Genomic DNA, 25,989 nt, shown 5'->3' on the forward strand with positions numbered 1-25,989 from the left:
GGGGGGGGCGCCGGGCCCCCCCGGGGCCCGCGCCTCCTTCCGCGGGTTTTGGGCTCTATTCGGGTCCCCCCCCCTCTTTACCCGACCCGAAACGGCGATCTTCGTTTCCGCCTTGCCCACCTAGTTACCGGTGGGTAACATGCGGGCATGACGATCGACGCCAACGCCGTCGCCGAGGGCCTGCTGGCCACCGTGCCGTTCGCGCGCACCATCGGCACCCGGTTCACCGAGATCACCGTGGACGCGGACGGCGTGCGCGCCGTCGCCACGCTGCCCGACGACCACGCCACGCACAACCACGTCGGCGGCCCGCACGCCGGCGCGATGTTCACCCTCGCCGAGACGGCCTCCGGCGCGATCGTGCTCGCCGCGTTCGGCAGCCAGCTGCACCGGGCCACGCCGCTCGCGGTGCGCGCGGAGATCGCGTACAAGAAACTGGCGATGGGTGAGGTCAGCGCGACCGCCACCCTGTCGCGGCCGCCCGCGGACGTGGTGTCCGAACTGGATGCCGGACTGCGACCCGAGTTCGAGGTGAACATCGTCATCACCGACGCCGCGGGAGTGACCACCGGCGAGATGACCATCGTCTGGACCCTGCGCCCCAACCGCTGAATCTCTCGGCTGGGCGCGCATCCCGTTCCCGGCCGAGCCTGGCATCCGGCCGGGTTGGTGCGGTCGCGCAGCGCACCAAGATCGCTCGACTTGCCGGGCAGGTGTGCAAATGGGCGGTCAAGATACGCACAGGTGCCAGGCAAGTCGAACGATCAAAGCGTGGTCGAGGCGGCGCGCGGCCAGATCACGTGACCGCGGGTACGGCCGGAACGGTGCCCGCCGAGGTATGGCGGGTGGTGCTGCGCAGACCCCAGCGGATGACGTGTGGTGCGACCAGCCCCGCCGCCGCGAAGACCGCTGCCAGAGCGGTCCAGCCTGGCGCGCCCCAGCCGATGACCAGTGCCGTGATCAGCGGCGGCCCCACCATGTTGCCGATCTGCCGCCCCGTCTGGTGGACGCCCTGATACTGACCCTGAGCCCAGTCCGGGGCGAGGTCGAAGACGACCGCGAAGGTCGCGCTCGACAGCCACAGCTCGCCCAGCACGTGCACCACCGACGCCCCCAGCACCAGCACCGTCACCAGCCACGACGGCTGCCCCGCGGACAGGCCGAACAGGACGCACGAGGCGGCCACGACCAGCGCCCCGCGGCGGGCCACGCCGACCGCGTCCGCCGCGGTGTGCGTGCCGCGCGACGCCCACACCTGCAGGGTCACGCAGCCGATCGTGTTGACCAGCAGCGCCGCGGAGACCAGTGCGACGGAGGCGCTCGTGTACGCGACCAGCCACAGCGGCAGCGCCAGGCTCAGCACCTCGTTGTAGAGCGCCGCCACCACCCCGTCGAGCAGCGCGAACGTCAGGAACGGGCGATCGCGCAGGGCGACCATGCGCGGGCTGCCCGACGGGGCCGACGCGGGCGCCACGGCCGCGACCCGGGTGACGACGGCCGCGGCGAGCAGGAACGTCACCGCGTTGCCCAGCAGCACGGCCAGGTAGCCGGCGCGCACGTCGAGCAGCAGCGGCAGGCCGCCGGCGAGGGTGCCCAGCGCGATGCCGGCGTTGTTCGTGGATCTGATGAAGGCCCTGGTGCGCACCCGCTCGCCGGGCGGCACCGCGCCCGCGATCATCGCCCCGTTCGCCGCCTTCACCGTCGCGTCGGCGACGGCGATCACGCAGGCGATCAGCACGTACGACCAGAGGTGGTGGACCTGGGTCAGGCCGGTGAAGCAGGCGGCGAGCACGATCAGCGCCGTGATCTGCACCTGCTTCGGGCCTCGGCGGTCGGCGAGGTAGCCCATGGGGGTGGTCAGCACCATGCCGGCCAGGGCGGCGGCGCTCAGGCCGATCGCCACCTCGGCGGGGCTCAGGCCGACCGAGCGGGTGAGGAAGAGCGCGCTGGTGGTGAGGTAAGCGCCGTTGCCGAAGGTGTTCACCAGGGTGGCGAACATGAGGACGCGAGGGGTGCCCGGGGCGGGGAGGAGCTTGCTGATCACGCTCTGGATTCAACAGTACGTACGTACGGTTTGTAAAGCGCGAGGGGCTTGACCAGGGTGGAGAACACGGCGGAGCGCCCCGACGACCTCGTACCGCGAGATGTCGCGCCAGTCGCTAGACTGTGCACTCGCGCCCTCGTAGCTCAGGGGATAGAGCAACGGTTTCCTAAACCGCAGGTCGCAGGTTCGATTCCTGCCGGGGGCACCTCGATGATCAGGCATTTCCCCTTCCGAACCGGGAAGACTCACGTCGGCCGATCGGCGACATGCGCAGCCGCGGGCCACCTGGTGCCGCCGTTGTAGCTTTCGCGACGGATTTACAGATCGCCACCAAACCGTAGTAGCGGCTTAGTAGACGGCGTTGCGCTGCGCGTACGCGTAGACCGATATTGGGCTCGGCAGGTCTATGACAGTCGAAGCCTCCCGGTTGCGGCGCGCACTGCCGAGCCCGAGCGCGACGCGCTTCAGCCTCGGATGCCCGACCAGCGCTCTGAGCGCCGTCACCGGTATGCGTCCTTGGTACAGGCCGAGCTCTTCCAGGCCTTCTGCCCGAGCAAGGCCCGCCAGCGCATCCTCCGTGCGCATGCTGGACAGATTATCGAGATCGATTCGGAACAGGTTTCTTGAGGCTGAGAAGTCCGGCATTCGTTCCACTGCTTTGAGGGTGTCCAGCCAGAGCCATCTGAGTTCTGGCAGCCGCGCGAGCGCATCGAGATCGGCAACTCCGCGGACCCTCCAGAGCATGAGTTGTCTGAGGCCCTGGAATCGGCACACCCAGCTCAGCTCGTTGATCGAACCGAGTCTCAAGTTCAGCTCTTCAAGATTCGGCAGCTCCACGTCTCCCAGTAGTTGATCCACCGGGAGTCCTCGCAGCGACAACGATCGAAGATCCGGATTGCCGTTGACCAGCTCGGCGAGTCCTCTTCGATGCCCCGCCACTCCCAGTCTGCGCAGCCCACGCAGCCGGAGTGGGCGCAGATCGACCATCCCGTGCGTCTCGCCGAGGACGAGTGATTGGAGATCCGGCAGCAGTTCGCTCAATGCTGAAACGTCGGTGAGACAGTGCTGGTCCAAGCTCAGGCGACGCAGTTGGGGGAGGTGGCGGAGGAAATCGAGGGTCACCGGCCCGTAGACGCCGTAAGCCCGCAGTTCGACGTCGGGAAAGCTTCGCGTCAGCTCTCCCAGCGCCCCGAAGTCGTCATCTGTCAGGGGATCGTTGAACTGGATCAAGTGGGCGGCTGGAAGATCTTGTTTGAGGGCGGCGACATCGAGTGGCGAGCTGACCTCCACAACGCCGGATGCCTTCAGCAGGCCGCCCACAGTCACATCAGTCGTGTCGCGTTCCACAGCGACAACCTAACGCGGCTGGCCGCGATACAGCAGCGGAGTACAGCAACGCAGCCAACCACCGTTGCCCTTCATCGCGCCGCGTCACGCGCCCGGGTTCGTAACCGCCCTTACTCGACCGTACTGCCATTAGTCCGTAGGTTCAGAGCCAGGGCACTTCTCAGATCAATCTGCTGACGGCCCGCGACGCCAGCCTGATCATGCATCCGAAAGCCGCCGAACTGCCTAGTCGATGTCCGGGGTCGGCCAGTCTTCGCCGAGCGTCACGGTCAGGCGGCCGTTCTGAATGGTCACTCTGTTGTCTGGGTCGCTCGCCACAGCTTCAGCGAAGGCGTCGGGCTGGGTCTCGCGGAGGAGAAAGACGAAGTGCAGGGTGAACGGCGACCACCACTCGTCGGGGATTCCGTCGGAGTCGAGCTGATAGTTCGCCCTCCACGCCGCGTCGCAGAGCACGGCGACGAAGATGCCCAGGAAACTGACTCCGTGCAGATCGTCGGCGTTGTCGATGAGCACGGCGATGTCCCTCGTATCGCTGCCGTGGCCGTGGCCGTCGTGCAGACAGTCCACCAGCGCATGCCAGTTGTGGCCGAAGTAACCAGGAAAGGACAGCTCGCGAGCGAAGGCGGCGAAGAGCGAGGCCGGTTCTCGCAACTCGCGGCCGTCCAGCCGGAACACGCGCCCGCCCTGCGCCTGAAGCTTGGCCGTTTCGGCACCTACCCAGGGGTCGGCTTCGAGAGTGAAGACGACCCACGGCGGTCGGCGCTCGGTGAGCGTGAAGGCGTTCATACCCGGATCCTCACATGAGGCGTACTGGCCGTAGCCGGACCGCAGGTCGCGGGTTCGATTCCTGCCGGGAACACCGGGTCAGACCACTGATCAACGATCGCCACCTCTCGTCCCTTAATTCGCGTGCGGGTCGCCGGACCCGGCGGGCATCCTGTGCGGATGGCCGCCTTCGACCATGAACGGGACAGGCACCGTCTCGACTACCGCCTGCTGAACCAGTCCCCCATCGCCCGGGTCGGTACCGCCGATGTGCTGGCCGACGTGATGGGCTGGCTGCGTGGCGAGGGATACCACCTCATCGAGATCGAGGCCTCTTGGCTGATATCCGCACACATGTTCCGCGACCTGACCGCGATGTCATGGAACGACTGCCCGTCCGACAGCTGCTGGCAGTGCCTCGGCGGATCGGTGGGCGGGATCCTCGCAGACGCTCCCGCGGAGGCGACCGGGGTCGTCCTTGTGCTCAAGGCATTCGGCGTCTACGCCGGGCAGCGATACAACGATGCCATGACCCTGCTCGACACAGTGGCGGACTGCGCCTGGCGCGCGATGACACACGGCCGCCGTGTGCTCTGCCTGGCCCACATCGAGGCGGCAGACATCCCGCTGCGGCGGTCAGGCTGGTTCATGGAGGGCAACGCCGAGTGGGCCTGGGGGGACCACCTCGCCAGGCTGAAGCAGCAGAACTGAACTGCTCGTGCCGTACTGGCCGAAAGGCATCGGCAGGAGGTCGCGGAGGTAGGCGAGCGCCGGAATCCGCCCAGGAGCACCGCCGAGCACGTCCAGCAGCAGTTCGAGCATCCCGCCGTCGTAGCGCTCCACCGAGCGCATCGGGATGTCGGCCACGACGCAGGTCCAGGTGTCCGGGTCGGCGGCGGTGATCTCCCAGCACAGCTCGTACGCGCCGTTGACCGTGCCCCACGCGAACAGCTCGCCGGGCTGGTTGCCGAACCGGGGGAGATCCGGTTCGTCGTTCGCCGCATCGTTGCGCGCCATCAGTTGCTCGACGTAGGCGCGAGTGTCACCGAGGAGGGAGAACTCGGGGTCGAACGGGTGGAACACCTGCACCATGCCGAACGCGCCGGGCGGGAACAGCTCGGCGTAACTCTTGAAATCAGCTGGGAAGGCATGGCTGAAAGCGATCTCCAGCGCCCGCCAGTTCGGCAGGTGTGGCCAGTGACCTGTCCAGCCGGTCAACCCGGCCAGCTGAGCGGCGCGCGTGCGGTGGACGGTCACGTACGGCATCCGGGTTCAGGGCGTGGGCTGCGGTAGGGCCGCCCGTCGGGTCAACTCCGCGAGCAAGACGGTCATCTCGGCGTCGGTCAGCGCGATCATGCCCGTCCGGACGCCAGTGCCGACGAAGGCCGGAGTGGGATAGCGCCGTCCGTCTCGCAGGTCCACCCACAGCACCCGGGACTTCTCCCGGTGCGCCCGGATGGTGAATGCCTCCACGCGGTCGTACGGAATCTTCAGGGGCTGATTTCCCACGTGCAGATGGAGCGCCCTCTCGCCGGCGAAGACGCCCACGGACAACGCCTGCTGGGCGACCACCGCTATGACCACGAACGGGGTCATCATCCACGCCTCGGCGAGTTCCACTCCCGGATCGACCACCACGTTGATCCCCATCGCGACCGACAGCACGACACCGATCCAGTACGCCATCAACGTAAACAGCCGCTGCGGTGCGTCAGGTGTCAGGCGCTCGCTGCCTGCGGGAGTGAAAAGTGAGAACGCCACGGCCGAATTCTGGGCGACGAGGACACCAGGTGCCACAGCGATTGAGCCGTTGAGGCGGATTCGAGACCCGCTGTCGTCACCGGGTAATGCCCCTACAGCTCGTCCTTGATGGATTCGACAATCGTGTAGGTGGACTGTCCGCGGATCTTTCCGTCAGGTGTCACCTGCGTCGAGCTGCCGCGCCGTGGGCCGGCGGAAGACGCCGGCATCCGTTTCCCCGTCGCTCTGAGGTCCTGTGGGCGGACGGCGAAGCCCGCACCCAGGGCCTCGATCCAGACGCCGATGGCCGCCGACGGCGGGTCGCCGATCTCGCAGTGGCTGCCGTCGACCACGCCGATTCGGCCGGAGATCTCCGGATCGCCGCAGCCGGAAAGAACGGTCACTTCATGGCGGACCCGAAACGGCCCCGGGAGCGCGAAGTCCGCGAGCGCTGCCCGATCCCCCGTCGCCACGAGGAACTCCTCGTCGTAGAGGCACGCGACCTCGTCGCCCGCGCTCCACACCGTGCATCGATAGCGCCCGTCCGGGTACTGGCGGACCTCCGTGACCGTCCCGCGCTGAGGTGCCTCCGGGAGGTCGTCCGCCGGGCGCGACGCCGGGATGCGAACCTCGACCACGTCAAGCACGCGAAGGCGTGGTTGTGGCACCGGATCTCCTGTCGTTCGTCATGGCACCAGCCATTGCAGCGGCAAAGTACCGCAACACCGGAACATCAGAGCGGGGATTTCGGCTGTCGCTGGCACCGCCCCCACAGCCGGGTGGAAGGCGTTAGTGTCCCGCACGTGATCAGCGTGGCCGAATGCATCAGCCGGAGTTGCACGACGGGATGGCTCGACTGGGTTCACGGCGAGCTGTGGCTGACGCCGACGGGACTGGTGCGACGGCGTCTCAGCAAGGCGGCGTCGAGGGCGAACGGGTGGGGGCCGACGGTCGCCGTGCCCCTGCCCCGCGCCGAGTTTCCCGAGGCCGCCCTCACCCACGTCCTGGCCGAGCATGCGACGAACAAGGTCGTCACCTTCGAGTCCGTGGCCGGCGCACGCCTGGTCAGGGGGATCACCGCGCACGGCCTGCGGCTGGTGCTGCGCGACGGGTCGCGCCACAAGCTGCTCTGGCTGACCCGGGACCCGGCATACGGCATCCTCGCCGACGTCTTGCCGTCCGTACTCGGTGATCGCCTCGCCGGAACGCCGACCGCCTGAGCCGGGGAAACACACCTCTGGTGTTCCCCCGGCCGGAGCACGTACGGGCGGTCAGCGCTTGCAGGTGCCGGGTGGCAGGGTCGGCTGTCCCAGCTGCGCGATCTTTTGGCGCATCTCGGTCGGGGTCCCGAACTGCTTGAACTGCCCGCCCACCACGAGATCGACGTCGGCGGTCGTGCGCTGGGGGTCGAATTCGAGCTTGACGGGCTCCACGACCAGGTAAGCCCGCAGCAGCTGGGCCTCGCCGACGCTCTCCGGTCCGTAGCGGAGGACGGCGACCAGGTCGCGGTACTCGGTTTCGTCGCCGACGGTGCCGACGGTGATCTTCCGGTTGCGGAGGTCGGCGGCGACGTTTTCGGCCAGGTCGGGCGTCTTGGTGCCGTTGAAGACGTTGACCAGCACCTGCGATTCCGAGACGGGAAGGGTGAGGTCGACCGGGATCTGACCGGGCAGGCAGCCGGGCGGCAGGGCCGCCGACGGGCTGGTCCCCAAGGCCGGCACGACCGGCGTGGCGGTGGGAGCGGTCACGGTGAGGACGGCCAGGACGAACGCCACCACGACGGCGGCGCCGGCGGTGACGGCGGCCAGCTGTACGCGGCGTCGGGCCTGCCCGCGGTCCCGGATCTCCTGCGCCGGCGGTGCGGTGACCTCGGGCGTCTCCAGCATGAGGGTGTCGGCCAGGGCGCTGCGGCCCCGGTGCAGCCACGATTTCACGGTGCCGACCGGGGCGTCGAGGTGCTGGGCGACGTCCTCGACCGACAGGTCCGCGAGGTAGTGCAGCACCAGCGCGGAACGCTGGTTCTTCGGCAGCCGCCGCAGGGCCGCCACGACCGCCACGTGGTCCGGGCTGACCTCTGCCGCGTGCTCCTCGCGCTGCCGTTCCAGATAGGAGCGGGCGGTGCGCAGCCTGCGCCAGCGGGAGTTGGTCAGGTTGATGGAGACGCGGCGGATCCAGGCGAGCGGGTCGTGGTAGCCCGACACCTGGTGCCAGCGCTGCCAGGCCCGCGCGAACGCCTCCTGGGCGACGTCCTGGGCGGCCTGCATGTCCGCCGTGAACGAGTAGACGAGCAGCACCGTGCCGGTGAAGTGGGCGTGGTAGAAGCCCTCGAACTCGGCTGCGGGGGTCGACGCCGTGGTGGTCATGTTCTGTACTCACTCCTCGGGGCGGCGGGAGGTTGCGCCGGGCGCCGACTTCCGTCAGTGGCACGCGGTTCTAGGGTACGTTCGCAGGCCTGACCGTATGGGAGGTACGCCATGACCGCGCCGTTGCCCGCCCTGGGGGAACAGGCCCGCCGCGTCGTCGAGCTGGGGCTGCACGAGGCGGCGGGCCTGACGGCCGGGCAGGTTCACGAGGCGGCCGCTGTCGGCGTGCCGGACGCGCTGCTGGTGATCCATCCGGGCCGGGTCCGGCCGTCGGCGCTCGCACCCCTGCTGGAACGGGACGGCAAGCCGGGGTTCGTGGTGGAGGACATGACCGACGTCGACGCGTTCGCGCCGATCGAGGCCGCGGTGCCGCCGGAGTCGGCGCTGTACCTGGTGCACGGCGTCGATCGCGGGGACGCCATGGCGAACTGGAGTCCTGATGAGGCGCTGCCCGCGATCGCGGGTGCCGGGCGTACGCCGCTGCTCCTCACCGAGGGCATCCTGTGGCTGCTCCAGCAGCCGGACGCGTTGGAGCGCAACGGGTGCTTCATGACCATCGGCTCGCGGCTGCGGCGCGCGAACGGGTCACTGGACGCGCGGACCCCGGCCCTGTGGATCAGCAACGGCACGGGCCGGGACGGCAGCGCTCGGCGGCACGCGCCGAAGGTCGGCTGGTGCTGGGCGGGCAACCGGCACACCTGGCTCGGCTTCGCCTCGGCGGCCGAGCGTACGCCGCTGCCGGCCTGAGCCGTCAGACGGCCGCTTCGAGTTCGCGGTATTCGTCGTCGGTCAGGGTGATCTCGGCGGCCGCGATGTTCTCCTCCACGTGCGCCACGCTGGACGTGCCCGGGATCGGCAGCATCACCGGCGAGCGCCGCAGCAGCCAGGCCAGCGCGAGCTGGGCGGGGCTGGCCCCGTGCGCCTCGGCGGCCCGGTCGAGCGGGCCGCCGGGTTTGGCCAGCTCGCCGGTCGCCATCGGGAACCACGGGATGAAGGCGAGGTTCTGCTCCTCGCAGTGCCGCAGCACGTCCTCCGCGCTGCGGTTGGCCAGGTTGTACAGGTTCTGCACGGACACGATCGGCGCGAGCTCGCGGGACTGCACGATCTGCGGCACCGTCACCTCGGACAGCCCGATGTGCCGGATCAGGCCCTCCTGCTGCAGCAGCACCAGCTCGCCGAGCTGGTCCTCCAGCGGCACCTTCGGGTCGATGCGGTGCAGCTGGTAGAGGTCGATGCGGTCCAGGCCCAGGTGACGCAGGCTCAGCATGCACTGCTGGCGCAGGTACTCGGGCCGCCCGACCGCACGCCAGTCGCCGGGGCCCGCCCGGGTGAAGCCACCCTTGGTCGCGATGACCAGGCCTTCCGGGTACGGGTGCAGCGCCTTCTTGATCAGCATCTCGCTGACGAAGGGGCCGTACGAGTCGGCGGTGTCGATGAAGTCGACGCCGAGCTCGACCGCGCGGCGCAGCACGCGGACGGCCTCGTCCGGGTCGGCCGGGTCGCCCCAGACGCCGGGGCCGGTGAGCTGCATCGCGCCGTAACCGAGGCGGTTGACGGGCAGGTCGCCGCCGACGGAGAAGCGGCCCGAGGCCGCTGCGGGAAGGGTGCTCTGCGCCGCCATGAGTGCTCCTCGCCTGGTGATCGCGGGATGTCACGCCTTGACGATCAGCCTAGCCCGATACGTTCCGGCAGGCTGAGGAAGCGGGAGCCCGGTCAGCCGCGGTCGGCGGGTGCGTCGAGTCGCTCGGCGCGGACGGCGGCCCATTCCAGGGCGTGCCGCACGCCGTCCTCGACGGTGTATTCGCAGCTGAAGTCGAGCAGTTTGCGGGCCCGGTCGACCCGGGTGTGCGCGCCGACGACGTCACCGGCGCGGCGGGGCGCGGCGACCGTCGGCAGGGGCACGCCGCGGACCGCGTCGAGCGCGTCGACCAGCTCGCGGACCGTGGTGCCGCGGCCGGTGCCGATGTTGACGGCCAGGTGCGACTCCGGCTCGCCGGCCAGCACCTCGTCGAACTGGATCAGCGCGGCGACGTGGGCGCGGGCCAGGTCCCACACGTGGATGTAGTCGCGGATGCCGGTGCCGTCGTGGCTCTCGAAGTCGGTGCCGGTGATCCGGAACGGTTCGCCGGTCTCCACGGCCTCGATCATCTTGCCGAGCGCGTGGGTGGGCCGCGGCAACTGCAGCCCGGTGCGCATCAGCGGGTCCGCGCCGATGGGGTTGAAGTAGCGCAGGGAGATCACGGCGAAGTCCTCGGCCGCGCACACGTCGGCCAGCACCGACTCGACCATGGCCTTGGTCCGGCCGTACGGGCTGACCGGGCCGATGGGCGAGTCCTCGTCGACGGTGAACTCGGGGCCGGGCTGGTAGATCGCCGCCGTGGAGCTGAAGATCAGGCGGCGGCAGCCGTTGCGCAGCAGGTGGTCGACGAAATCGACCGTCTTGGCGAGGTTCTCGCGGTAGTAGCGCAGCGGCTGGGCGACCGAGTCGGGCACGACGGTCAGGGCGGCGCAGTGCACCACGGCGAAGATGTCGGGGTGCTCGGCGAATACGCGGTCGACCAGGGCGCCGTCGGCGACGTCGCCTTCGAAGAAGGCGCGGCCGGTGGTGAACTCACGCCGGCCGGTCGACAGGTTGTCCAGGATCACCGGGGTGATGCCGGAGTCGAGGCAGGCGGTGGCGATCGTGCTGCCGATGTAGCCGGCCCCGCCGGTGATCAGCACCTTCAGGCCCCCGTGTGTGGGGGCTCCCGGCATGCTGTCCGTCATCGTCTGTCCTGGCCCGTCGTCTCCCGCGGTCCGGCATGCCGGTGGCCGGCACCCGTGAACGCCGAAGTTAGCAGGCCCGTCACCGGCCAGGCAAACAGCTCGTGGAGCCATATCAGCGCCGGTCGATAGGGCTCGTCGGCGGGGATCTTGTGGCCATTTGGGGCTGGCGGCCGGTAGTGCGCGTCTGGCACCCTTTGCTGACGTGAGACATGAATCCCCCTCGCCCTCCCCTCGCATCTCGTTCGTCGTACCGGTGTACGGGGTGGAGAAGTTCCTGGGGGAATGCCTCGAATCGCTGCTCGCCCACCCCGGTGACGAGATCGAGGTCGTCGCGGTGAACGACGCCTCCCCCGACGGCTGCGGGGCGATCCTGGACGCGTTCGCGGCCCGCGATGCCCGGGTGCGGCCGGTGCACCTGACGACCAACGTGGGCCTCGGTGGCGCGCGCAACGCGGGTCTGGCGCAGGCCAAGGGCGATTACGTCTGGTACATCGACTCCGATGACTGGGTGCCGGACGGGGCGGTCCGCGTGGTGCTCGACCGGCTCGCGCTGCACCACCCCGACGTGCTGATCGTCGACCACGCCGAGGTGTTCGGCGACGGGACCGTGGTGCCCCGGGTCTCCGCCGGCCTGCTGGGCGACGCCCCGACGCCGCTGCACCTGTCGCGGCGGCCGGAACTGCTGCGGCTGGCCCAGTCGGCCTGCACCAAGATCGCGCGGCGGAGTTTCCTGGAGGAGAACGGCCTGCGCTTCCACGCGGGCTGGTACGAGGACGCGGCGTACAGCCACCCGCTGCTGATGGCGGCCGGCACCATCGACGTGCTGGACGTGGTCTGCTACCTGTACCGCCAGCAGACGCCCGGGGCGATCACCGCCTCGGTGTCCGACCGCCACTTCGAAGTCTTCGGCCAGTACCAGCGGGTCTTCGACGTGATGGAGCAGTCCGGCGGCGCGCTGGAGCAGTTCCGTCCCGCGCTGTTCCGGATCATGCTCGACCACTATCTGGTGATCATCGGGCATGACCGGCGGCTCGGGCAGTCCATGCGCAAGGCCTTCTTCCGCCGCATCGTCGAGGACTACCGCCGCCGGCTGCCCGACGGTGGTTACCCGGCCCCGGGCGGCCTCGGCGGGCTGAAGCACCGGCTGGTCCGCTACGACGCCTACGGGGCGTACACCCTGCTGCGGCTGGCGCACCGGCTGACCTCGCAGCGGCTCACGGCCCTGCGCGGCTCCGGCAAGGCCGCCCCCGCGCTGCGCCTGCCGGTGCCCGCGACCGCGGCCGCCGTCCCGCGCCAGCGCACCGAGGTCGACGCGACGGTGCTCGACCGCACGCACTGACCGTCCCCACGGACACGAAACGGCCGCCGCACCTCGCGGGTGCGGCGGCCGTTGTCGTCGTGGTGGGTCAGCCGCCGATGACGACGCGGTCGGTGCCGGACCAGCGGGCCGGGTCGGTGACGCGGCGGCCGTCGACCAGCACCCGGACACCCGGCAGCTCGGCGGGGCCGAGGTTGCGGTACTCGGCGTGGTCGGCCTGGATGATCGCGGCGGTGACGGCCTCGCCCTGGTGCGGCGGCAGGCCGTGCGCGGACAGCTCCTCGGTGGTGTACATCGGGTCGCTGACGAACGGGTTCGCGCCCCGGGCCCGCAGCGCCTCGACGGTCGGGAAGACGCCGGAGAAGGCGGTCTCCTTCACGCCGCCGCGGTACGCCGCACCCAGCACGAGCACGTTCGCGCCGGTCAGGTCGCCGTACGCGTCGGCGAGCAGGTTGACGGCGTACTCAGGCATGGCGGCGTTGGCCTCGCGGGCGGCGCGCACGACGGTGGCGGCCGGGTCGTTCCACAGGTACATCCGCGGGTAGATCGGGATGCAGTGACCGCCGACGGCGATGCCGGGCGAGTGGATGTGGCTGTACGGCTGGGTGTTGCAGGCCTCGATGACCTTGGTGACGTCGACGCCCACGGTGTCGGCGAAGCGGGCGAACTGGTTCGCCAGGCCGATGTTGACGTCGCGGTACGTGGTCTCGGCGAGCTTGGCCAGCTCGGACGCCTCGGCGGAGCCCAGGTCCCAGACGCCGTTGGGCTTGTCGAGGTCGGGCCGGTCGTCGAAGTCGAGCACGGCCTCGTAGAAGCGCACGCCGTGGGCGGCCGACGCCTCGTCGACGCCGCCGACGAGTTTCGGGTAGCGGCGCAGGTCGGCGAAGACGCGGCCGGTGAGCACCCGCTCGGGGCTGAACACCAGGGAGAAGTCCCGGCCGGCGGTCAGGCCGGAGCCCTCCTCCAGCATCGGGGCCCAGCGGTTGCGGGTGGTGCCGACGGGCAGCGTGGTCTCGTAGCTGACCAGGGTGCCCGGGCGCAGCCCGGCGGCGATGGCGCGGGTGGCGCTGTCCATCCAGCCGAAGTCCGGCACACCGTCGGCGTCGACGAACAGCGGCACGACCACGACGACGGCGTCGGACTCGGCCACCGCGGCGGTCGTGTCGGTGGTCGCGGACAGCAGCCCGGCCGCCACGGCCTCCTTCAGCTTGACGTCGAGGTCGGTCTCGCCGGGAAAGGGCACCGCACCGTCGTTGACCAGGCTCACGACCCGCTCGGAGACGTCGGCGCCGATGACCTCATGGCCCTTGGCGGCGAACTGCACCGCGAGCGGAAGGCCGATCTTTCCCAGGGCTACCACACAGATCTTCATGCTGTCTTTCTTCCTCAAGGTCAACACGGCCGCAAACGGCGGATGAGCTGGTCCATCCTGACAGGGGCCGGGCTCGGCGGCAAACGGCCGGTGGCTGCTGCCGACCCGCGCACCAGCAACGTCCTTGGATTCCGCTGGAGTCTACGGTATGGCCCTGGGCGGGTCCGATGTCCGCAGGCAGCGCAGCGGGTGGTTCAGCTCCCGGCGGCGGGACGTCCCGGCACCAGCCTGGTGTAGATGCCGTCCAGGACCTGGGCCTGTGCCTCCCAGGTCCAGTTCTCCAGCAGGCTGGGTTTGTCGTAGGCGGCCCGGTAGCGCTGCGGATCCGCCAGCACCTCGCGGACCGCCCGCACGTAGTCGGCGAGATCCTCGGCGCGGAAGACCTCGCCTTGGCCCGTCGCGCGGGTGGTTTCGGCCATCATGCGCACATCGCTGACCACCAGCGGCAGCCGGGCGTGCGAATACTCGAAGAACTTCGTGATCAGCGCGATCTCGTGGTTGGGGTAGTGCAGGATCGGGATCACGCCGACGTCGGCTCCCGCGAGGAATCGCACGACATGCTGGTGGTGCACGTACGGCAGGGCGTGCACCCGGTCGGCGACGCCGAGTTCCTGGGCGCGCGCCTTGAGCTGCTGCAGGTACGGCGCGTTGGGCCTGGGCACGACGAAGACCGCGTGAACTCCGGGCAGTTGCGGCAGCGCCTCCACCATGATGCCCAGGCCGCGCTGCGGAGCGGCGGCGCCGCTGTAGACGGCGACGGGGGCGGCCGGGTCGATGCCGCACGACTCGCGCAGCCCGGTCGGCACCTCCTCGGCGGATCCAGGCTCGTCGCCGCCCGGCGCGTTGAGCACCACCTCGGGCAGCCGCGGCAGCTTGTGCTCCCGCTGCAGCAGCTCGGCGAGGCCCTCCGACACCGTCACCACGGCGTCGGCATACGGGGCGTAGGTGCGCTCGTGCGCGAGCTGTGCCGGGTGCCAGCGCGGATTGTTCATCCAGGGGTTGATGCCGGGCAGGAACTCGTGCGCGTCCCAGACGAGCTTCACCGGGTGGCCCGAGGCGCGCAGCCGCCGGGCCGCACGCGCGCCGACGCCCAGCATCCGGAAGTCGTTGGCGTGGATCAGATCGGGCCGCAGGGAGTCGATGACGTGGCCGAAGGCGACCTCGAACGCCCAGAGCTGCGGGTCGAGCCGGCGCCAGGCGCTGTCGCCGAGCACGTTCTTGTACACGACCAGGGCCGTGTTGTCCCAGCCGCGCCGGACCCCGCGACCGACCTTCTCACCGGCCGTGCGGATGCCGTCCAGCCGCCGCTTCTTCGGCGGGGCGGGGGGAGCGGCGGCGACGGGCGCTGCGGCGGGAGCGGCGGCCGGCACGGCGGCGGACGGCGTCGCGCCGCGCAGGCGGCGCTTCGCGCCGGAGGCCTTGCGGCGCACCCAGCCGTTGGCCCGCTGGCTGAACTTGCGCGGCATCGGCACCAGGCGCACGTCGGCCTCGCCGAGCTTCCAGGTCACCGTCTTCAGGCCGGGCGCCACGCCCAGGAGCACGACCTCCCAGCCGGCGTCGGCGGCGGAGCGAGCCTGCTTCTGCACCCGCGAGTCGCCCTTGACGCCGTTGTCGACCAGCATCACCACCCGGCCCCGGAAAGCTCCGTTGCGCGCCACGCCCTGCTCCATGATCGCCCTCGCCACCGCATCGCCTACAGGCCGCTGACGAGTGTAGGTTAACCGCCCTTCCGGCCAGCACGGGTGCGAGTGGATCAGGCGGTCCAGGCCGGGCGGAATGCCGGTACAGTCCGGTTTTTCGTGATCGACATCTCTGGTCGCCCGGCCGACCGGCCCATAGGATGCACCGGTGCAAACTCCCCTCGTCGATGCCTCGCCGGTCGCCACCCCCGCGCCGGTGGAGCGTGTGGCCACTCGGAACCACGGTCTCGATGCCCTGCGCGTCGCCGCCATCCTCGGCGTCGTGGCGATCCACGTCTTCGGCCTGATAGTCGGCAACGACGATCTGCGCGGCACCCTGCCGTGGTGGATCGCGACCGCCATCGACATGGGGGCCGTCTGGTGCGTGCCGGTCTTCATCATGATCAGCGGGGCGCTCGTCCTCGCCCCCCGGGCGCACGCCGCCGGACCGGCCCACTTCTACCGCAAGCGGTTCGCCCGGATCCTGCCCGCGCTGGTGTTCTGGCACCTGGTCTACCTGGTGCTGGTGCGCATGATGATCCAGGGCGAGCGCCCCGGTCTGGGCCGGCTGGCCATCAACGTCATCGACGGCAAGGTCTACACCGCGCTCTACTTCCTCTGGCTGATCGCCGGGCTGTACGTGATCGCGCCGGTGCTGGCCGCGTTCCTCAAGGACGGCGGCGACCGCCGGGCGCGGATCACCGCGGGTGTGGCCGTGTTCTGGACCGTGGTGGCGTACATGATCCCCGGGGTGACCCAGCTGCTCAACCAGAGCCGGGGCATCTCGCTGGGCGCCTGGAACCGCTGGTTCCCCTACGTCGGCTTCTTCCTGGCCGGCTGGGCGCTGCGCAACGTGCTGCTGAGCCGGCGCGGCATCGCGCTGGCCGCAGTGGTGGCCCTGGTGCTGCAGGCCGAGGTCGTCTGGCAGTACGGCATCCGCCCCGAGTACCCGTGGCTGCAGGCCCTGCTGCCGGTCAACGCCAGCGGCCTGGTCACCACGATCGTCTCCGGCCTGCTGTTCGTCATCGCCGTGAGCCTGGGCGCGCGCTGGACGCTGTCCGAACGCGCGGGCGACGGGCTCCGCAAACTCTCCGACGCGACGTTCGGCGTCTTCCTGGTGCACCTTCTCGTGCTCAGGGTCCTGCAACTGCTGGTGCCGGAGATCGGGCAGGGCACGTCGCTGGCGTTGACGGCCGGGGCGTACGCGGTGGTGGTGGTGGTCTCGTTCGTGCTGTCGCACCTGGCCGGGAAGGTGCCGTACCTGCGCACGGTGGTGTGAGCGCGACGCGGCCCGGGGGCAGAGGTGCCACCGGGCCGCGTCGTTTCCATCGGAGAGCTAGCGCAGGAAGGTCGCCAGCGCGGCGGCGGTGCGCCGCCCGTCGTGGACCTCCCGCGCGAACCGGGCTGAGGCCGCACCGATCCGGGCCGTGCCGGCCGGGTCGTTCAGCATCGACTCCAGCACGCTGACCAGGTTGTTCGGGTTGGCCGAGACGATCGGCAGGTCGGGGCCCACCGCCTGGGACACCCGCTCGCTGATGTAGGCGACCACCGGCTTGCCGGCGGCCATCGCCTCGCAGCCGAGCGTGCCGTAGGCGCCCGTGGTGAACTGGTCGAGCACGATGTCGGACTCCTGGACCAGGTCCTTCATCTGCTCCCAGGGGATGCCCTCGGCGAGCCGCAGGTCGATGACGCCGCGTTTGTGCATCCGGGTGAGGCTGGGCAGGATCCGGTCCGTGCCCTTGGTCCAGCGCTTGGACGGCGCGTGCATCACGATGGGCCGCTTGCGCTCCATCACCGGCCGGTCGCACGCCCACAGGTCGATGTTGATGACCAGCGGCGCCCAGGTCGCCGTCGGCAGATCCTCGACCAGGTCGGGCGTGGTGACGAACAGCGGCAGCCCGCACGACTCGGCGATCTTCCGGTTGCGCTCGGCACGCTTGGCGAGCTGGGCGGCGATGCCGGCCGGCGCGTCGCGGAACAGCGAGAACTCGTGGTTCTTCAGGTGCCGGCGCGGGTCGCGGATCTCGCTGCCGTGGGCGAGGACGGCCACCTGCACCCCGGCCCGGCCGAGCATGGCGAGGTCGCCCTCGATGGTGGTGCCGTTGAGGTGCCCGAAGACCGGCATGAACGCGTCGACCAGCACGTGCGTGTAGCGGCCGAGCACCCGGTGGATCTGCTGCGACTGCACGTTGAAGTCGGCCAGGCGGTTCGCGTCGATGTAGACGTTGGCCGGGAAGCCGAACGACTCCGGCTGGCGGATCATCACGACCTCGGCCGATACGTCGGTCATCTCCCGGCAGATCGCCTTGGCGAAGGCCGCGCCCTGCCCGGCGTAGTTGGCCGGGCCGAGACCCAGCCGGACCCTGGTGTCCCCGATCTCCCGCCAGTCGCCGACCAGCAGCGGATCCACCGGCGGCGGATCCTCCTGCACGTCCCACGGGATGTCGGCGGGCACGGTGGGCACCCGCGCCGACAGGCTGCGGTACAGGCCCAGCAGCGCCTTGCTCTGGTGCTCCCAGGACAGATCGTCGAGGATCTCCTCGCTGATCCGTGCGGAAAGCGCCGCACGCTGCTGGTACGCCTTCTCGGCGGCCACCGCGAAGGCATCGACGTCCTCGGACGGGAACACCTCGCCGATGCCGTGCTCCTCGACGAACGCGCGGACCACCTTGACGTCGCTGGTGACCAGCGGCAGCCCGGCGTGCAGGTATTCCGAGATCTTGGTGGGCAGCGAGATCTCGGTGTTGGGCACCCGCCGGAACGGGATCACACCGAGGTCGGCCGAGCTCAGATAGGCGGCCACCTCGTGCTGCGGCACGTAGGGCAGCAGGTGGATGCGGTCCCGCACGCCCAGCGTCTCGGCCTGCAGGAGCAGCTGCTTGAGCAGCGGGTTGGTCCGGCCCACCACCAGCGCGAGGTGGTAGCCGGGCAGCTTCGGCATCGCGGCGACGACGGTGTCCAGGCCGCGCTCCTTGCCCAGCCATCCGGCGTACACCATGAGCGGCACGTCGTCGGCGAGGTTGCACAGCGCGCGGACGGACAGGCTCTTCTCACTGGTCGGGGCGATGATCTCGCGTACCGGTGAGTTGCCCACCACCACGGGGCTGGTCGGGAGCTGGTAGTCGTCTTGCAGCATCTGCGCCAGTTGCGTCGAGACCGTCACCACGGCGTCGGCCGCGGAGATGAACTCGCGCTCGGCACTGGTGTACGCGCTGGCCTGCTGCCGGGTCGGCCACTGCACGCCGCGGATGTACTCGTGGGCGTCGTAGATCCACGAGCAGGCCAGCCCGCGGGCCCTGAGCCGCTCGACACAGTGCGCGGCGATGACGATGGTCGCGATGTCGTTCGCGTGGATCAGGTCCGGCTCGAGTTCGTCGATCACCGGCCCGAACGTCTTGTCGAGCGATGCCAGCTGGGGCCAATCGCGGCGCCAGTCGCCGGACGGCGCGACCCGGGAGGTGCGGCGCGCGCGCAGCTCGCGGACCTCGTGGCGCACCTTGCCCACCACACGGCGGGCGAAGCGCATGCTCAGGTCGCCGACGAGGCCGATCCCGCGCGCGCGGGACCGGTTGTCGGCGTCCTTGCCGGTCTGGGCGAGCCGGTCCGCGGTGCGGCCCAGGCGGCTCTGCGACTTCGGCTTGGCCGCCGGCACGCGGATCACCTTCAGCCGGCCCATGGTCGTCTTCTCGAGGACGTGGGCATCGGTGCTACCCACCACCGTGACGTCCCAGCCGTCCCGTGCCGCGGCGATTGCCGTCTTCTGGACCCGCGAATCTCCTCTGATGTCGTTGGCGACGACCACGACCAGCCGCGGCTGCCTGACCTGGGATGTCATTCGGTCCTCCGTGAGCAGGAAATCATCAAGCCGATGGCCCGCCAACGCAGCCCTGACGGGCGGTTCGCTGGTGGGCCATCGGCATCACTGTCGTTCAGCCAGTGGATTCACGCCACCGGTTACATGTTCTCCGGAAGTACGACTGTTGACTTGGTCTTTGCCGACTGGAGCACCGCCGAGGCCACCTCGACCGTACGCAGGCCCTGTCGCAGGGTCACGATGTCGCTGGGCTTGCCCTCCACCGCGTCGCGGAAGCGCTCGTGCTCGACGAGCAGCGGCTCCCGCTTCGGGATGGCGAATCGGATCATGTCACCCTCGGCCACGCCGCGGAAGGAGCGCAGCGCCTCCCACTCGGTGGTGATCGCGCCGTTGGCGTAGAAGGTCAGGTCAGCGGTGAGCGTGTCGGCGACGAAGCAGCCCTTCTCACCGGTGATCACCGTGGACCGCTCCTTGAGCGGGCTCAGCCAGTTCACCAGGTGGTTGACCATGGAGCCGTCGGCGAGCTGTCCCACCGCGGCGACCATGTCCTCGTGCGGGCGGCCGCTGCGGAACACCGTGTGCGCCGACACCGAGACGTACGACTGGCCGGTGACCCAGCTGGTCAGGTCGATGTCGTGGGTGGCCAGGTCCATCACCACGCCGACGTCGGCGATGCGGTGCGGGAACGGGCCCTGCCGGCGGGTGACCACCTGGAAGACCTCGCCCAGGTCGCCGGCCTCCAGCCGGGACCGCAGGTTCTGCAGCGCCGGGTTGTAGCGCTCGATGTGCCCGACGCCCGCGACCAGGCCGGCCTTCTCGAACGCGTCGACCAGCCGGCGGGCGCCGTCGATCGACGGGGCCAGCGGCTTCTCGATCAGCGCGCAGATGCCGTTGGCGGCCAGCTCGAGGCCGACCTCCTCGTGCAGCGCCGTCGGGCAGGCGATCACCGCGTAGTCGATGCCCAGCGCGATGAGCTCGGCGACCGTGGGGACCACGGGCGCCCGGAGCGTGCCGGTGCTGTCGCCCATCGGGTCGACGACCCCGACCAGCTCGACGCCGGCCAGGTTTGACAGCACGCGGGCGTGGTTGCGGCCCATCGCGCCGAGCCCGATGAGGCCGGCGCGCAGCTTGCGTTCGGTGCTCACAGCTTGCCCGCCACGGTGTTCACGCCGTCGGCGATGTACTCCAGCTCCTCCGCCGTCAGCGACGGGAAGACCGGCAGCGACAGCACCTCGGCGGCGGCCTTCTCGGTCTCCGGCAGGTCCCACGCCGGGTTGACCTTGCCCTCGGCGGTCAGGTACGGCTTGAGGCGGTGGATCGGCGTCGGGTAGTACACCGCGCTGCCGATGCCCTTCTCGGTCAGGCCCTGCTGCACCGCGTCGCGGTTACCGCCCTGCACCCGGACCGTGTACTGGTGGTACACGTGCTTGGCGTTGTCCGCGACCGGCGGGGTCACCACGGCGGTGATCCGCGAGTCGAGGAACTTGGCGTTGGCCTGGCGCTGCTCGGTCCACTGCGGGAGCTGCTTGAACTGCTCCCGGCCGACCGCCGCGGCGACGTCGGTGAGCCGCATGTTCGCGCCGACGATCTCGTTGGCGTATCGCTGCTCCATGCCCTGGTTGCGCAGCAGGCGCAGGGTGCGGGCGAACTCGGCGTCGGCGGTGGTGATCATGCCGCCTTCGAGCGAGTGCATGTTCTTGGTGGGGTAGAAGCTGAACGTGCCGGCGATGCCGAACGCGCCCACGGGGGTGCCGTTGAGCGCGGCGCCGTGCGCCTGGCAGGCGTCCTCCAGGACGGCCAGGCCGTGCCGCTGCGCCAGCTCCATGATCCGGTCCATCGCGGCGGGGTGGCCGTACAGGTGCACCGGCATGATCGCCACGGTGCGGGGGGTGATCGCGGCGGCGGCGGCGTCGGGGTCCAGGCAGAAGCTGCCGGGCTCGATGTCGGCGAAGACCGGCTCGGCGCCGACCAGGCGGACCGCGTTGGCGGAGGCGGCGAAGGAGAACGACGGCACGATGACCTCGTCACCGGGACCGACGCCCATCGCGATCAGCGCCAGGTGCAGGGCGGACGTGCCCGAGTTCACCGCGACGCTGTGACGGCCGTCCACCAGGGTCGAGAACTCGTCCTCGAACGCCTTGACCTCCGGGCCCTGTACGACCATGCCGCTGCGCAGGACGCGCACGGCGGCTTCGATCTCGGCCTCACCGATCACCGGTCGTGCCGGGGGGATGGGCTTTCCGTTCAAGGGGTCCTCCTCGTTTCCTTTGCCGTGCTGTTCAACGGACCCGTACCGATGGCGAATCCGATTCTATATTCGCTGGTGAGACTCATTTGGCGGTGCTGAATTCCTCATAAGCGGCGAGCACCTCGTCGGTCGGCCCGTCCATCCGGATCACGCCCGACTCCAGCCAGATCGTCCGCTCGCAGGTGTCGCGAACGGAGCTGAGGGAGTGGCTGACCAGGAAGACCGTACCCGCGCCGGCCCGCAGTTCGCGGACGCGGTCCTCGCTGCGCTTGCGGAACTTGGCGTCACCGGTGGCCAGCGCCTCGTCGATGAGCAGCACCTCGTGCTTCTTGGCCGCCGCGATCGAGAACCGCAGGCGGGCCCCCATGCCGGAGGAGTACGTGCGCATGGGCAGCGAGCTGAAGTCGCCGCGCTCGTTGATGCCGGAGAAGTCGATAATCTCCTGCGTCTTGGTGCGCACCTCGCCCTTGGGCATGCCCATCGCCAGGCAGCCCAGCACCACGTTGCGCTCGCCGGACAGGTCGGCCATCATGGCCGCGTTTACGCCGAGCAGCGAGGGCTGGCCCTTGGTGTAGACCGCGCCCTTGGTCGCCGGGAGCAGCCCGGCGATCGCCCGCAGCAGGGTGGACTTGCCCGAGCCGTTGGTGCCGATCAGGCCGACGGCCTCGCCCTCGTGGGCGACGAAGCTGACGCCCTTGACCGCGTGCACCTCGCGCACGGTCGCCGACGGCCCGCGCGAGGCGATGCGGCGCAGCGCGCCCAGCGGAGAGTTGTCCTTCGCCGCGCCGTGCACCCGGTAGACGATGTGCACGTCGTCCACGACGACGGTGGGAACCCGGGTCTCAGCCACGGCCGTACTCCTTCTCGCCACGCCAGAAGTAGAAGAAACCGAGCGCGCCCATCACGACCGCCCAGCCGAGGGCGACGAGCCACATCGACTCGACCGAGAAGTGGGACGGCGGGGTGGTCGTGATCAGCGCCTCGCGGGCCAGCTCGATGAAGACCAGCATCGGGTTGAGGTGCAGCAGGGTGGAGGCCCAGGTCGGCATGTTGTCGGTCGCGGTGGTCAGGCTGTAGAACACGCCCGAGCCGTACAGCCAGGTGCGCAGCACGAACGGCATGATCTGCTTCAGGTCGACGATCTTCGAGCCCAGCCGGGCCAGCAGCATGGCCAGGCCGCCGCTGAAGATGGTCTGCAGGAGCAGCAGCGGGATCAGGGTGAGCCAGGCCAGCCGCGGCGGCTCGCCGGTGACCAGCACGATCGCGATCAGCACCGCCATCGAGGCCAGCAGCTGCTGCAGCTGGGTGATGGTGACCGACAGCGGCAGGCTGGCCCGGGGGAACTGCAGCGCCCGGATCATGTTCAGGTTGGCGGTGATGGACACCGTTCCGGCCGAGGCCACCGCCGACGTGTAGCCGAAGATGAAGATGCCGCAGCACAGGTAGGCGACGAAGTTCTCGATGCGGTCGCTGGTGCCCAGGATCACGCCGAAGATGAGGTAGTAGACCGCGGCGTTGGTGAGCGGGGTCAGTACGTGCCAGAGCTGCCCGAGCCGTGCTGTGGTCAGCGTCGCGACGTTGCGTGCGTTCGCGAACGCGACGATGAAGTGCCGGTAGGCCCACAGCGAGCGGATGTACTCGCGGACGCCCGGCCGCTCACCCGCGGCGCGCAGGCCGTAACGGGCCGCGAGCTGGGCTGGTGCGACGGTGGGATAAGGCTCTGTCACCACAGCTTCTGCCATGGTACGGGCTCCGATCTCCAGACTGGGGATGAGTGGCGGTCACACACGGTAGCCGACGTCGAGGAAGAGACGCCACCGTATCGACGTAAACGTGATGCTAGTCGGCCGCGCGTCGCGACGCAACCGTTGCGTCGCTGCGCTATCGTATGCACGTGCTGGCAGAGAGTAGGCGCGTCCCCGCGGGGGCGGCCGTGTTGAGAGGGGATATCACCGAGGCGATCCAGGCCGCGGTGGTGGAGGAACTCGCCCAGGTCGGCTACGGCCGGCTGTCGATCGAGGCGGTGGCCCGGCGCGCCGGTGTGGCGAAGACGGCCGTGTACCGCCGGTGGGGCTCCAAGCTCGAGATGGTGCTGGAGATCGTGTCCGGCCTCGCGGGCCAGAAGCTGCCGCTGCCCGACACGGGGACCCTGCGGGGCGACCTCATGATCCTTCTGCAGATCCTGACCCGGGCGCTGCGGCACCCGCTGGCCTCGCAGGTGATCCCGGACCTGCTGGCCGAGGCGGCCCGCAACCCGCAGATCGGTGAGAAGCTGCAGCAGGCGCTGCGGGCCAACCAGCACGAGATCGGGGCGCTGCTGATCGGCCGCGCCGTCGAACGCGGCGAACTGCCCGCGGACACCGATCCCGACCTGGCGGTGGACCTGATCGTCGGCCCGGTGTACTGGCACCTCGCGGTGACCCGCAACCCGGTGCCGGCCGACTACGTGCCGCGCCTGGTGTCGGCGATCATCGCGGGCCTGACCGGCTGATCCGGGCGCGCCGTGTGCCGCCGGCCACTGTCGTGGGCGGCGGCACACGGCGCGGGCTGTCATGCTCCGGCCGCCGTCACAGGTCGGCGGGCCGCTCCGCGTCGCGGGACACGATCTGGCCCTTCTCGTCGACCCAGCCCAGGTGCCGGGCGGGGTTGCCGGCGACCAACTGGTTCGGCGCGACGTTCTTGGTGACCACGGAACCGGCCGCGACCATGGCGTGCTCGCCGATCACGGTGCCGCAGACGATGGTGGCGTTGGCGCCGAGCGAGGCGCCGCGCTTGATCAGCGTCGGGGTGATCTGCCAGTCCGGGTTCTGCGCGCGCGGCCGCAGGTCGTTGGTGAACACCACGCACGGGCCGACGAAGACCTCGTCCTCGATGGTGACGCCGTGGTAGACCGACACGTTGTTCTGGACCTTCACGAGGTCGCCGATCACGACGTTGGCGTCGACGTACACGTTGCGCCCGATCACGCAGCCGGCGCCGATGGTCGCGCTGTTGCGCACGTGCGCCAGGTGCCAGATCTTGGTGCCGGCGCCGACCTGGGCGCCTTCCTCGACATCGGCGCTGGGGTGCACGAAAACGGGGGGAGTGGAGGGGTTGCCAGTCATTGTCGACCACCGTGTTCCGGGGCGCTCCGCGCCGGGTTTGGGCTGCTGGCGCAGCCGGACGCGTACGAGATTAACCCGTGCGGACCCCGTCGCGGACAGGGGTCGCCGCAGGTGGTCCGGTCAGTTTCCGCCGCGGTCGACCTGGACCACGACCTGGCTGTCGGTGATCTCGGTGACCTTCACGGTGAAGTCGCCGACGGTCACGCCGTCGCCGCGCTGCACGGTGACCTCCTGACCGGCCACCTTCAGGGTCACCGAGTCCTGGTTCGCGCTGACGAGCTGCACCTCGACGCCGAGAATGGAGATCTTGGCGTTGGTGACGTTGCGCTCGAACGTGATCGTGCAGCCGGTCGTGCTGCAGGTGCTGGTCGCGCCCTCACCGCTGCAGCCGGCCAGCGCACCGCCGGTGAGCGCCACCGCCAGCGCCGCGGTGGCGATGAGACGACTCGTCCTCCGTGCGAACATTAAGCGATCATAAACCCTTCGGGACGGGGGAACGGCGATGATTGACCAGATTGTGGACATTCTGCGCGAGACCGCCGAGGCGGTGGTCCTGCCGCGGTTCCGCAACCTGGCCGATGGGGAGATCATCGAGAAAAGCCCCGGCGACCTCGTCACGATCGCCGACCGCGAGTCCGAAGTCATGCTGACCGCGAAGCTGGCGGCACTGCTGCCCGGCTCGCTGGTGGTCGGCGAGGAGGCCGTCGCGGCAGACCCGCAGGTGCTGGCGCGGCTGGACGACGACGGCGCGGTGTGGCTGATCGACCCCATCGACGGCACCGGCAACTTCGCGAGCGGGCAGGAGCCCTTCGGCATGATGGTCGCCCTGATGCGCGGCGGCGTGCCGGTGCTCGCGGTGATCTACGAGCCGGTCCCGGGGACCATTGCTGCGGCCGAGGCCGGTTCCGGCTCCTACGTCGACGGCGTGCGGATGGTGCTCGACCACACCCCCGTGGACGCGGAGCAGCTGCGCGGCGCGGTGATGACCAAATACCTGCCGCCGGAGCTGCGCGAGCAGGTGGTGTCCCGGCTGCCGAACCTGTCCGAGGCGATCCCCGGGCTGCGCTGCGCCGCCCGGGAGTATCCGGAGCTGCTGCGCCAGACACGGCACTTCGCGCTGTTCTGGCGGGCCAAGCCGTGGGACCACGCCCCGGGGGCGCTGCTGATGCGCGAGGCGGGTGGGGTCGTCCGGCACTTCGACGGCGCGGACTACGACCCGGTGCACCCGCGCAACGGGCTCGTCGTGTGTCGTGACGATGCGGTGTTTGGGCTGGTACGGAGCGTGTTACTGGCATGAGCAACTTTCGGTTCGGCGTGGCGCTGCGGTAATCTGCGTCGCGGCCGTACGTCTGCGGGTGCCCCCGACACCCGTGGCGGCCGCCGCCGCGCGCACCTCCAGCCCCTTCCCTTCGCGGCGTGAGACGGAAGG

General features: G+C 70.0%; 26 protein-coding genes and 1 tRNA gene. 9 read left to right on the plus strand and 18 right to left on the minus strand.

The genetic code is table 11. From position 1 onward, the window contains the following. Positions 1-147: 147 nt before the first annotated feature. Complete coding sequence (locus AB0B66_RS31690) at positions 148-612, plus strand: DUF4442 domain-containing protein (RefSeq protein WP_360536884.1); 465 nt, start codon at positions 148-150, stop codon at positions 610-612. A 184-nt stretch (positions 613-796) separates the two neighbouring features. On the opposite strand, the gene AB0B66_RS31695 is transcribed toward AB0B66_RS31690, so the two are convergent. Beyond that, the gene (locus tag AB0B66_RS31695; RefSeq protein WP_360536886.1) at positions 797-2,044 is read right to left on the minus strand and encodes an MFS transporter; all 1,248 of its coding nucleotides are present in this window, start codon (positions 2,042-2,044) and stop codon (positions 797-799) included. A 132-nt stretch (positions 2,045-2,176) separates the two neighbouring features. On the opposite strand from AB0B66_RS31695, the gene AB0B66_RS31700 reads away from it, so the two are divergent. Then, positions 2,177-2,249, plus strand: a tRNA-Arg gene (locus tag AB0B66_RS31700). Positions 2,250-2,392: 143 nt separating this feature from the next. Here the strand turns inward: AB0B66_RS31700 and AB0B66_RS31705 are convergent. Together AB0B66_RS31705 and AB0B66_RS31710 are read right to left on the minus strand one after the other, a co-directional pair. Beyond that, positions 2,393-3,391: a hypothetical protein gene (locus AB0B66_RS31705; protein WP_360536888.1), complete on the minus strand. Its 999-nt coding sequence runs from the start codon at positions 3,389-3,391 to the stop codon at positions 2,393-2,395. 225 nt (positions 3,392-3,616) lie between these two features. Next, positions 3,617-4,177 carry a barstar family protein gene (locus AB0B66_RS31710; RefSeq protein ID WP_360536890.1) on the minus strand — a complete coding sequence of 187 codons (561 nt, stop codon included), beginning with the start codon at positions 4,175-4,177 and terminating at the stop codon, positions 3,617-3,619. Between the two features lie 159 nt (positions 4,178-4,336). Between AB0B66_RS31710 and AB0B66_RS31715 the strand changes: the two genes are divergently transcribed. After that, the gene (locus AB0B66_RS31715; RefSeq protein ID WP_360536892.1) at positions 4,337-4,867 is read left to right on the plus strand and encodes a hypothetical protein; all 531 of its coding nucleotides are present in this window, start codon (positions 4,337-4,339) and stop codon (positions 4,865-4,867) included. Here AB0B66_RS31715 and AB0B66_RS31720 read toward each other — a convergent pair. From AB0B66_RS31720 to AB0B66_RS31730, 3 genes are all read right to left on the minus strand, one after another. Beyond that, positions 4,793-5,413, minus strand: coding sequence for a hypothetical protein (locus AB0B66_RS31720; RefSeq protein ID WP_360536894.1), 621 nt, complete (start codon positions 5,411-5,413; stop codon positions 4,793-4,795). The genes AB0B66_RS31715 and AB0B66_RS31720 overlap by 75 nt on opposite strands. A gap of 15 nt (positions 5,414-5,428) precedes the next feature. Further along, positions 5,429-5,917, minus strand: a complete 489-nt coding sequence (locus AB0B66_RS31725) for a hypothetical protein (protein ID WP_360536896.1) — start codon at positions 5,915-5,917, stop codon at positions 5,429-5,431. A 92-nt stretch (positions 5,918-6,009) separates the two neighbouring features. Continuing rightward, positions 6,010-6,543, minus strand: a complete 534-nt coding sequence (locus AB0B66_RS31730; RefSeq protein ID WP_360536898.1) for a hypothetical protein — start codon at positions 6,541-6,543, stop codon at positions 6,010-6,012. Positions 6,544-6,699: 156 nt separating this feature from the next. Here AB0B66_RS31730 and AB0B66_RS31735 point away from each other — a divergent pair, with 156 nt between their 5' ends. Continuing rightward, positions 6,700-7,116 carry a hypothetical protein gene (locus tag AB0B66_RS31735; protein ID WP_360536900.1) on the plus strand — a complete coding sequence of 139 codons (417 nt, stop codon included), beginning with the start codon at positions 6,700-6,702 and terminating at the stop codon, positions 7,114-7,116. 51 nt (positions 7,117-7,167) lie between these two features. Here AB0B66_RS31735 and AB0B66_RS31740 read toward each other — a convergent pair whose 3' ends face one another. Next, a complete protein-coding gene (locus AB0B66_RS31740) occupies positions 7,168-8,259 on the minus strand; it encodes a sigma-70 family RNA polymerase sigma factor (RefSeq protein ID WP_360536902.1) in 1,092 nt (363 codons plus the stop codon). Positions 8,260-8,370: 111 nt separating this feature from the next. Between AB0B66_RS31740 and AB0B66_RS31745 the strand changes: the two genes are divergently transcribed. Then, a complete protein-coding gene (locus AB0B66_RS31745; RefSeq protein WP_360536904.1) occupies positions 8,371-9,006 on the plus strand; it encodes a DUF5701 family protein in 636 nt (211 codons plus the stop codon). A 4-nt stretch (positions 9,007-9,010) separates the two neighbouring features. Here the strand turns inward: AB0B66_RS31745 and AB0B66_RS31750 are convergent, their stop codons facing one another. Further along, a complete protein-coding gene (locus tag AB0B66_RS31750) occupies positions 9,011-9,880 on the minus strand; it encodes an aldo/keto reductase (RefSeq protein ID WP_360536906.1) in 870 nt (289 codons plus the stop codon). A 92-nt stretch (positions 9,881-9,972) separates the two neighbouring features. Beyond that, positions 9,973-11,025 carry a UDP-glucose 4-epimerase GalE gene (galE, locus tag AB0B66_RS31755; protein WP_360536908.1) on the minus strand — a complete coding sequence of 351 codons (1,053 nt, stop codon included), beginning with the start codon at positions 11,023-11,025 and terminating at the stop codon, positions 9,973-9,975. Between the two features lie 202 nt (positions 11,026-11,227). Between galE and AB0B66_RS31760 the strand changes: the two genes are divergently transcribed. Then, positions 11,228-12,364, plus strand: coding sequence for a glycosyltransferase family 2 protein (locus AB0B66_RS31760; RefSeq protein WP_360536910.1), 1,137 nt, complete (start codon positions 11,228-11,230; stop codon positions 12,362-12,364). A gap of 67 nt (positions 12,365-12,431) precedes the next feature. On the opposite strand, the gene AB0B66_RS31765 is transcribed toward AB0B66_RS31760, so the two are convergent. Both AB0B66_RS31765 and AB0B66_RS31770 read right to left on the minus strand, forming a co-directional pair. After that, positions 12,432-13,715, minus strand: coding sequence for a nucleotide sugar dehydrogenase (locus AB0B66_RS31765; protein WP_360536912.1), 1,284 nt, complete (start codon positions 13,713-13,715; stop codon positions 12,432-12,434). Between the two features lie 194 nt (positions 13,716-13,909). Further along, a complete protein-coding gene (locus AB0B66_RS31770) occupies positions 13,910-15,337 on the minus strand; it encodes a glycosyltransferase family 4 protein (RefSeq protein WP_360537044.1) in 1,428 nt (475 codons plus the stop codon). A gap of 226 nt (positions 15,338-15,563) precedes the next feature. Here AB0B66_RS31770 and AB0B66_RS31775 point away from each other — a divergent pair, with 226 nt between their 5' ends. Then, complete coding sequence (locus AB0B66_RS31775) at positions 15,564-16,673, plus strand: acyltransferase family protein (RefSeq protein ID WP_360536914.1); 1,110 nt, start codon at positions 15,564-15,566, stop codon at positions 16,671-16,673. Positions 16,674-16,730: 57 nt separating this feature from the next. On the opposite strand, the gene AB0B66_RS31780 is transcribed toward AB0B66_RS31775, so the two are convergent. The 5 genes from AB0B66_RS31780 to AB0B66_RS31800 form a co-directional block, all read right to left on the minus strand. Continuing rightward, positions 16,731-19,229 carry a glycosyltransferase gene (locus AB0B66_RS31780; protein ID WP_360536916.1) on the minus strand — a complete coding sequence of 833 codons (2,499 nt, stop codon included), beginning with the start codon at positions 19,227-19,229 and terminating at the stop codon, positions 16,731-16,733. Between the two features lie 119 nt (positions 19,230-19,348). Beyond that, a complete protein-coding gene (locus AB0B66_RS31785) occupies positions 19,349-20,353 on the minus strand; it encodes a Gfo/Idh/MocA family oxidoreductase (RefSeq protein WP_360536918.1) in 1,005 nt (334 codons plus the stop codon). Next, positions 20,350-21,456 (minus strand): DegT/DnrJ/EryC1/StrS family aminotransferase, encoded by a 1,107-nt coding sequence (locus AB0B66_RS31790; protein ID WP_360536920.1) that lies wholly within the window; start codon positions 21,454-21,456, stop codon positions 20,350-20,352. Before AB0B66_RS31790 ends, AB0B66_RS31785 begins: the two co-directional genes overlap by 4 nt. Positions 21,457-21,538: 82 nt before the next feature. Further along, on the minus strand, positions 21,539-22,306 hold the full coding sequence (locus AB0B66_RS31795; RefSeq protein WP_360536922.1) for an ABC transporter ATP-binding protein: 768 nt from the start codon (positions 22,304-22,306) through the stop codon (positions 21,539-21,541). Beyond that, complete coding sequence (locus AB0B66_RS31800; protein WP_360536924.1) at positions 22,299-23,198, minus strand: ABC transporter permease; 900 nt, start codon at positions 23,196-23,198, stop codon at positions 22,299-22,301. Before AB0B66_RS31800 ends, AB0B66_RS31795 begins: the two co-directional genes overlap by 8 nt. A 152-nt stretch (positions 23,199-23,350) precedes the next feature. Between AB0B66_RS31800 and AB0B66_RS31805 the strand changes: the two genes are divergently transcribed. Then, positions 23,351-23,947, plus strand: coding sequence for a TetR/AcrR family transcriptional regulator (locus tag AB0B66_RS31805; RefSeq protein WP_360536926.1), 597 nt, complete (start codon positions 23,351-23,353; stop codon positions 23,945-23,947). Between the two features lie 76 nt (positions 23,948-24,023). Here AB0B66_RS31805 and AB0B66_RS31810 read toward each other — a convergent pair whose 3' ends face one another. Continuing rightward, positions 24,024-24,560: an acyltransferase gene (locus tag AB0B66_RS31810; protein WP_360536928.1), complete on the minus strand. Its 537-nt coding sequence runs from the start codon at positions 24,558-24,560 to the stop codon at positions 24,024-24,026. A 120-nt stretch (positions 24,561-24,680) separates the two neighbouring features. Next, entirely contained in the window at positions 24,681-25,025 is a 345-nt protein-coding gene (locus AB0B66_RS31815) for a hypothetical protein (protein ID WP_360536930.1), read from the minus strand. A 37-nt stretch (positions 25,026-25,062) separates the two neighbouring features. Here AB0B66_RS31815 and AB0B66_RS31820 point away from each other — a divergent pair, with 37 nt between their 5' ends. Then, the gene (locus AB0B66_RS31820; protein WP_360536932.1) at positions 25,063-25,857 is read left to right on the plus strand and encodes an inositol monophosphatase family protein; all 795 of its coding nucleotides are present in this window, start codon (positions 25,063-25,065) and stop codon (positions 25,855-25,857) included. The last annotated feature ends 132 nt before the right edge of the window (positions 25,858-25,989 follow it).

Origin of the sequence: Catellatospora sp. NPDC049111 (assembly GCF_040648615.1) — a bacterium.
GTDB classification, from domain to species: domain Bacteria; phylum Actinomycetota; class Actinomycetes; order Mycobacteriales; family Micromonosporaceae; genus Catellatospora; species Catellatospora aurea.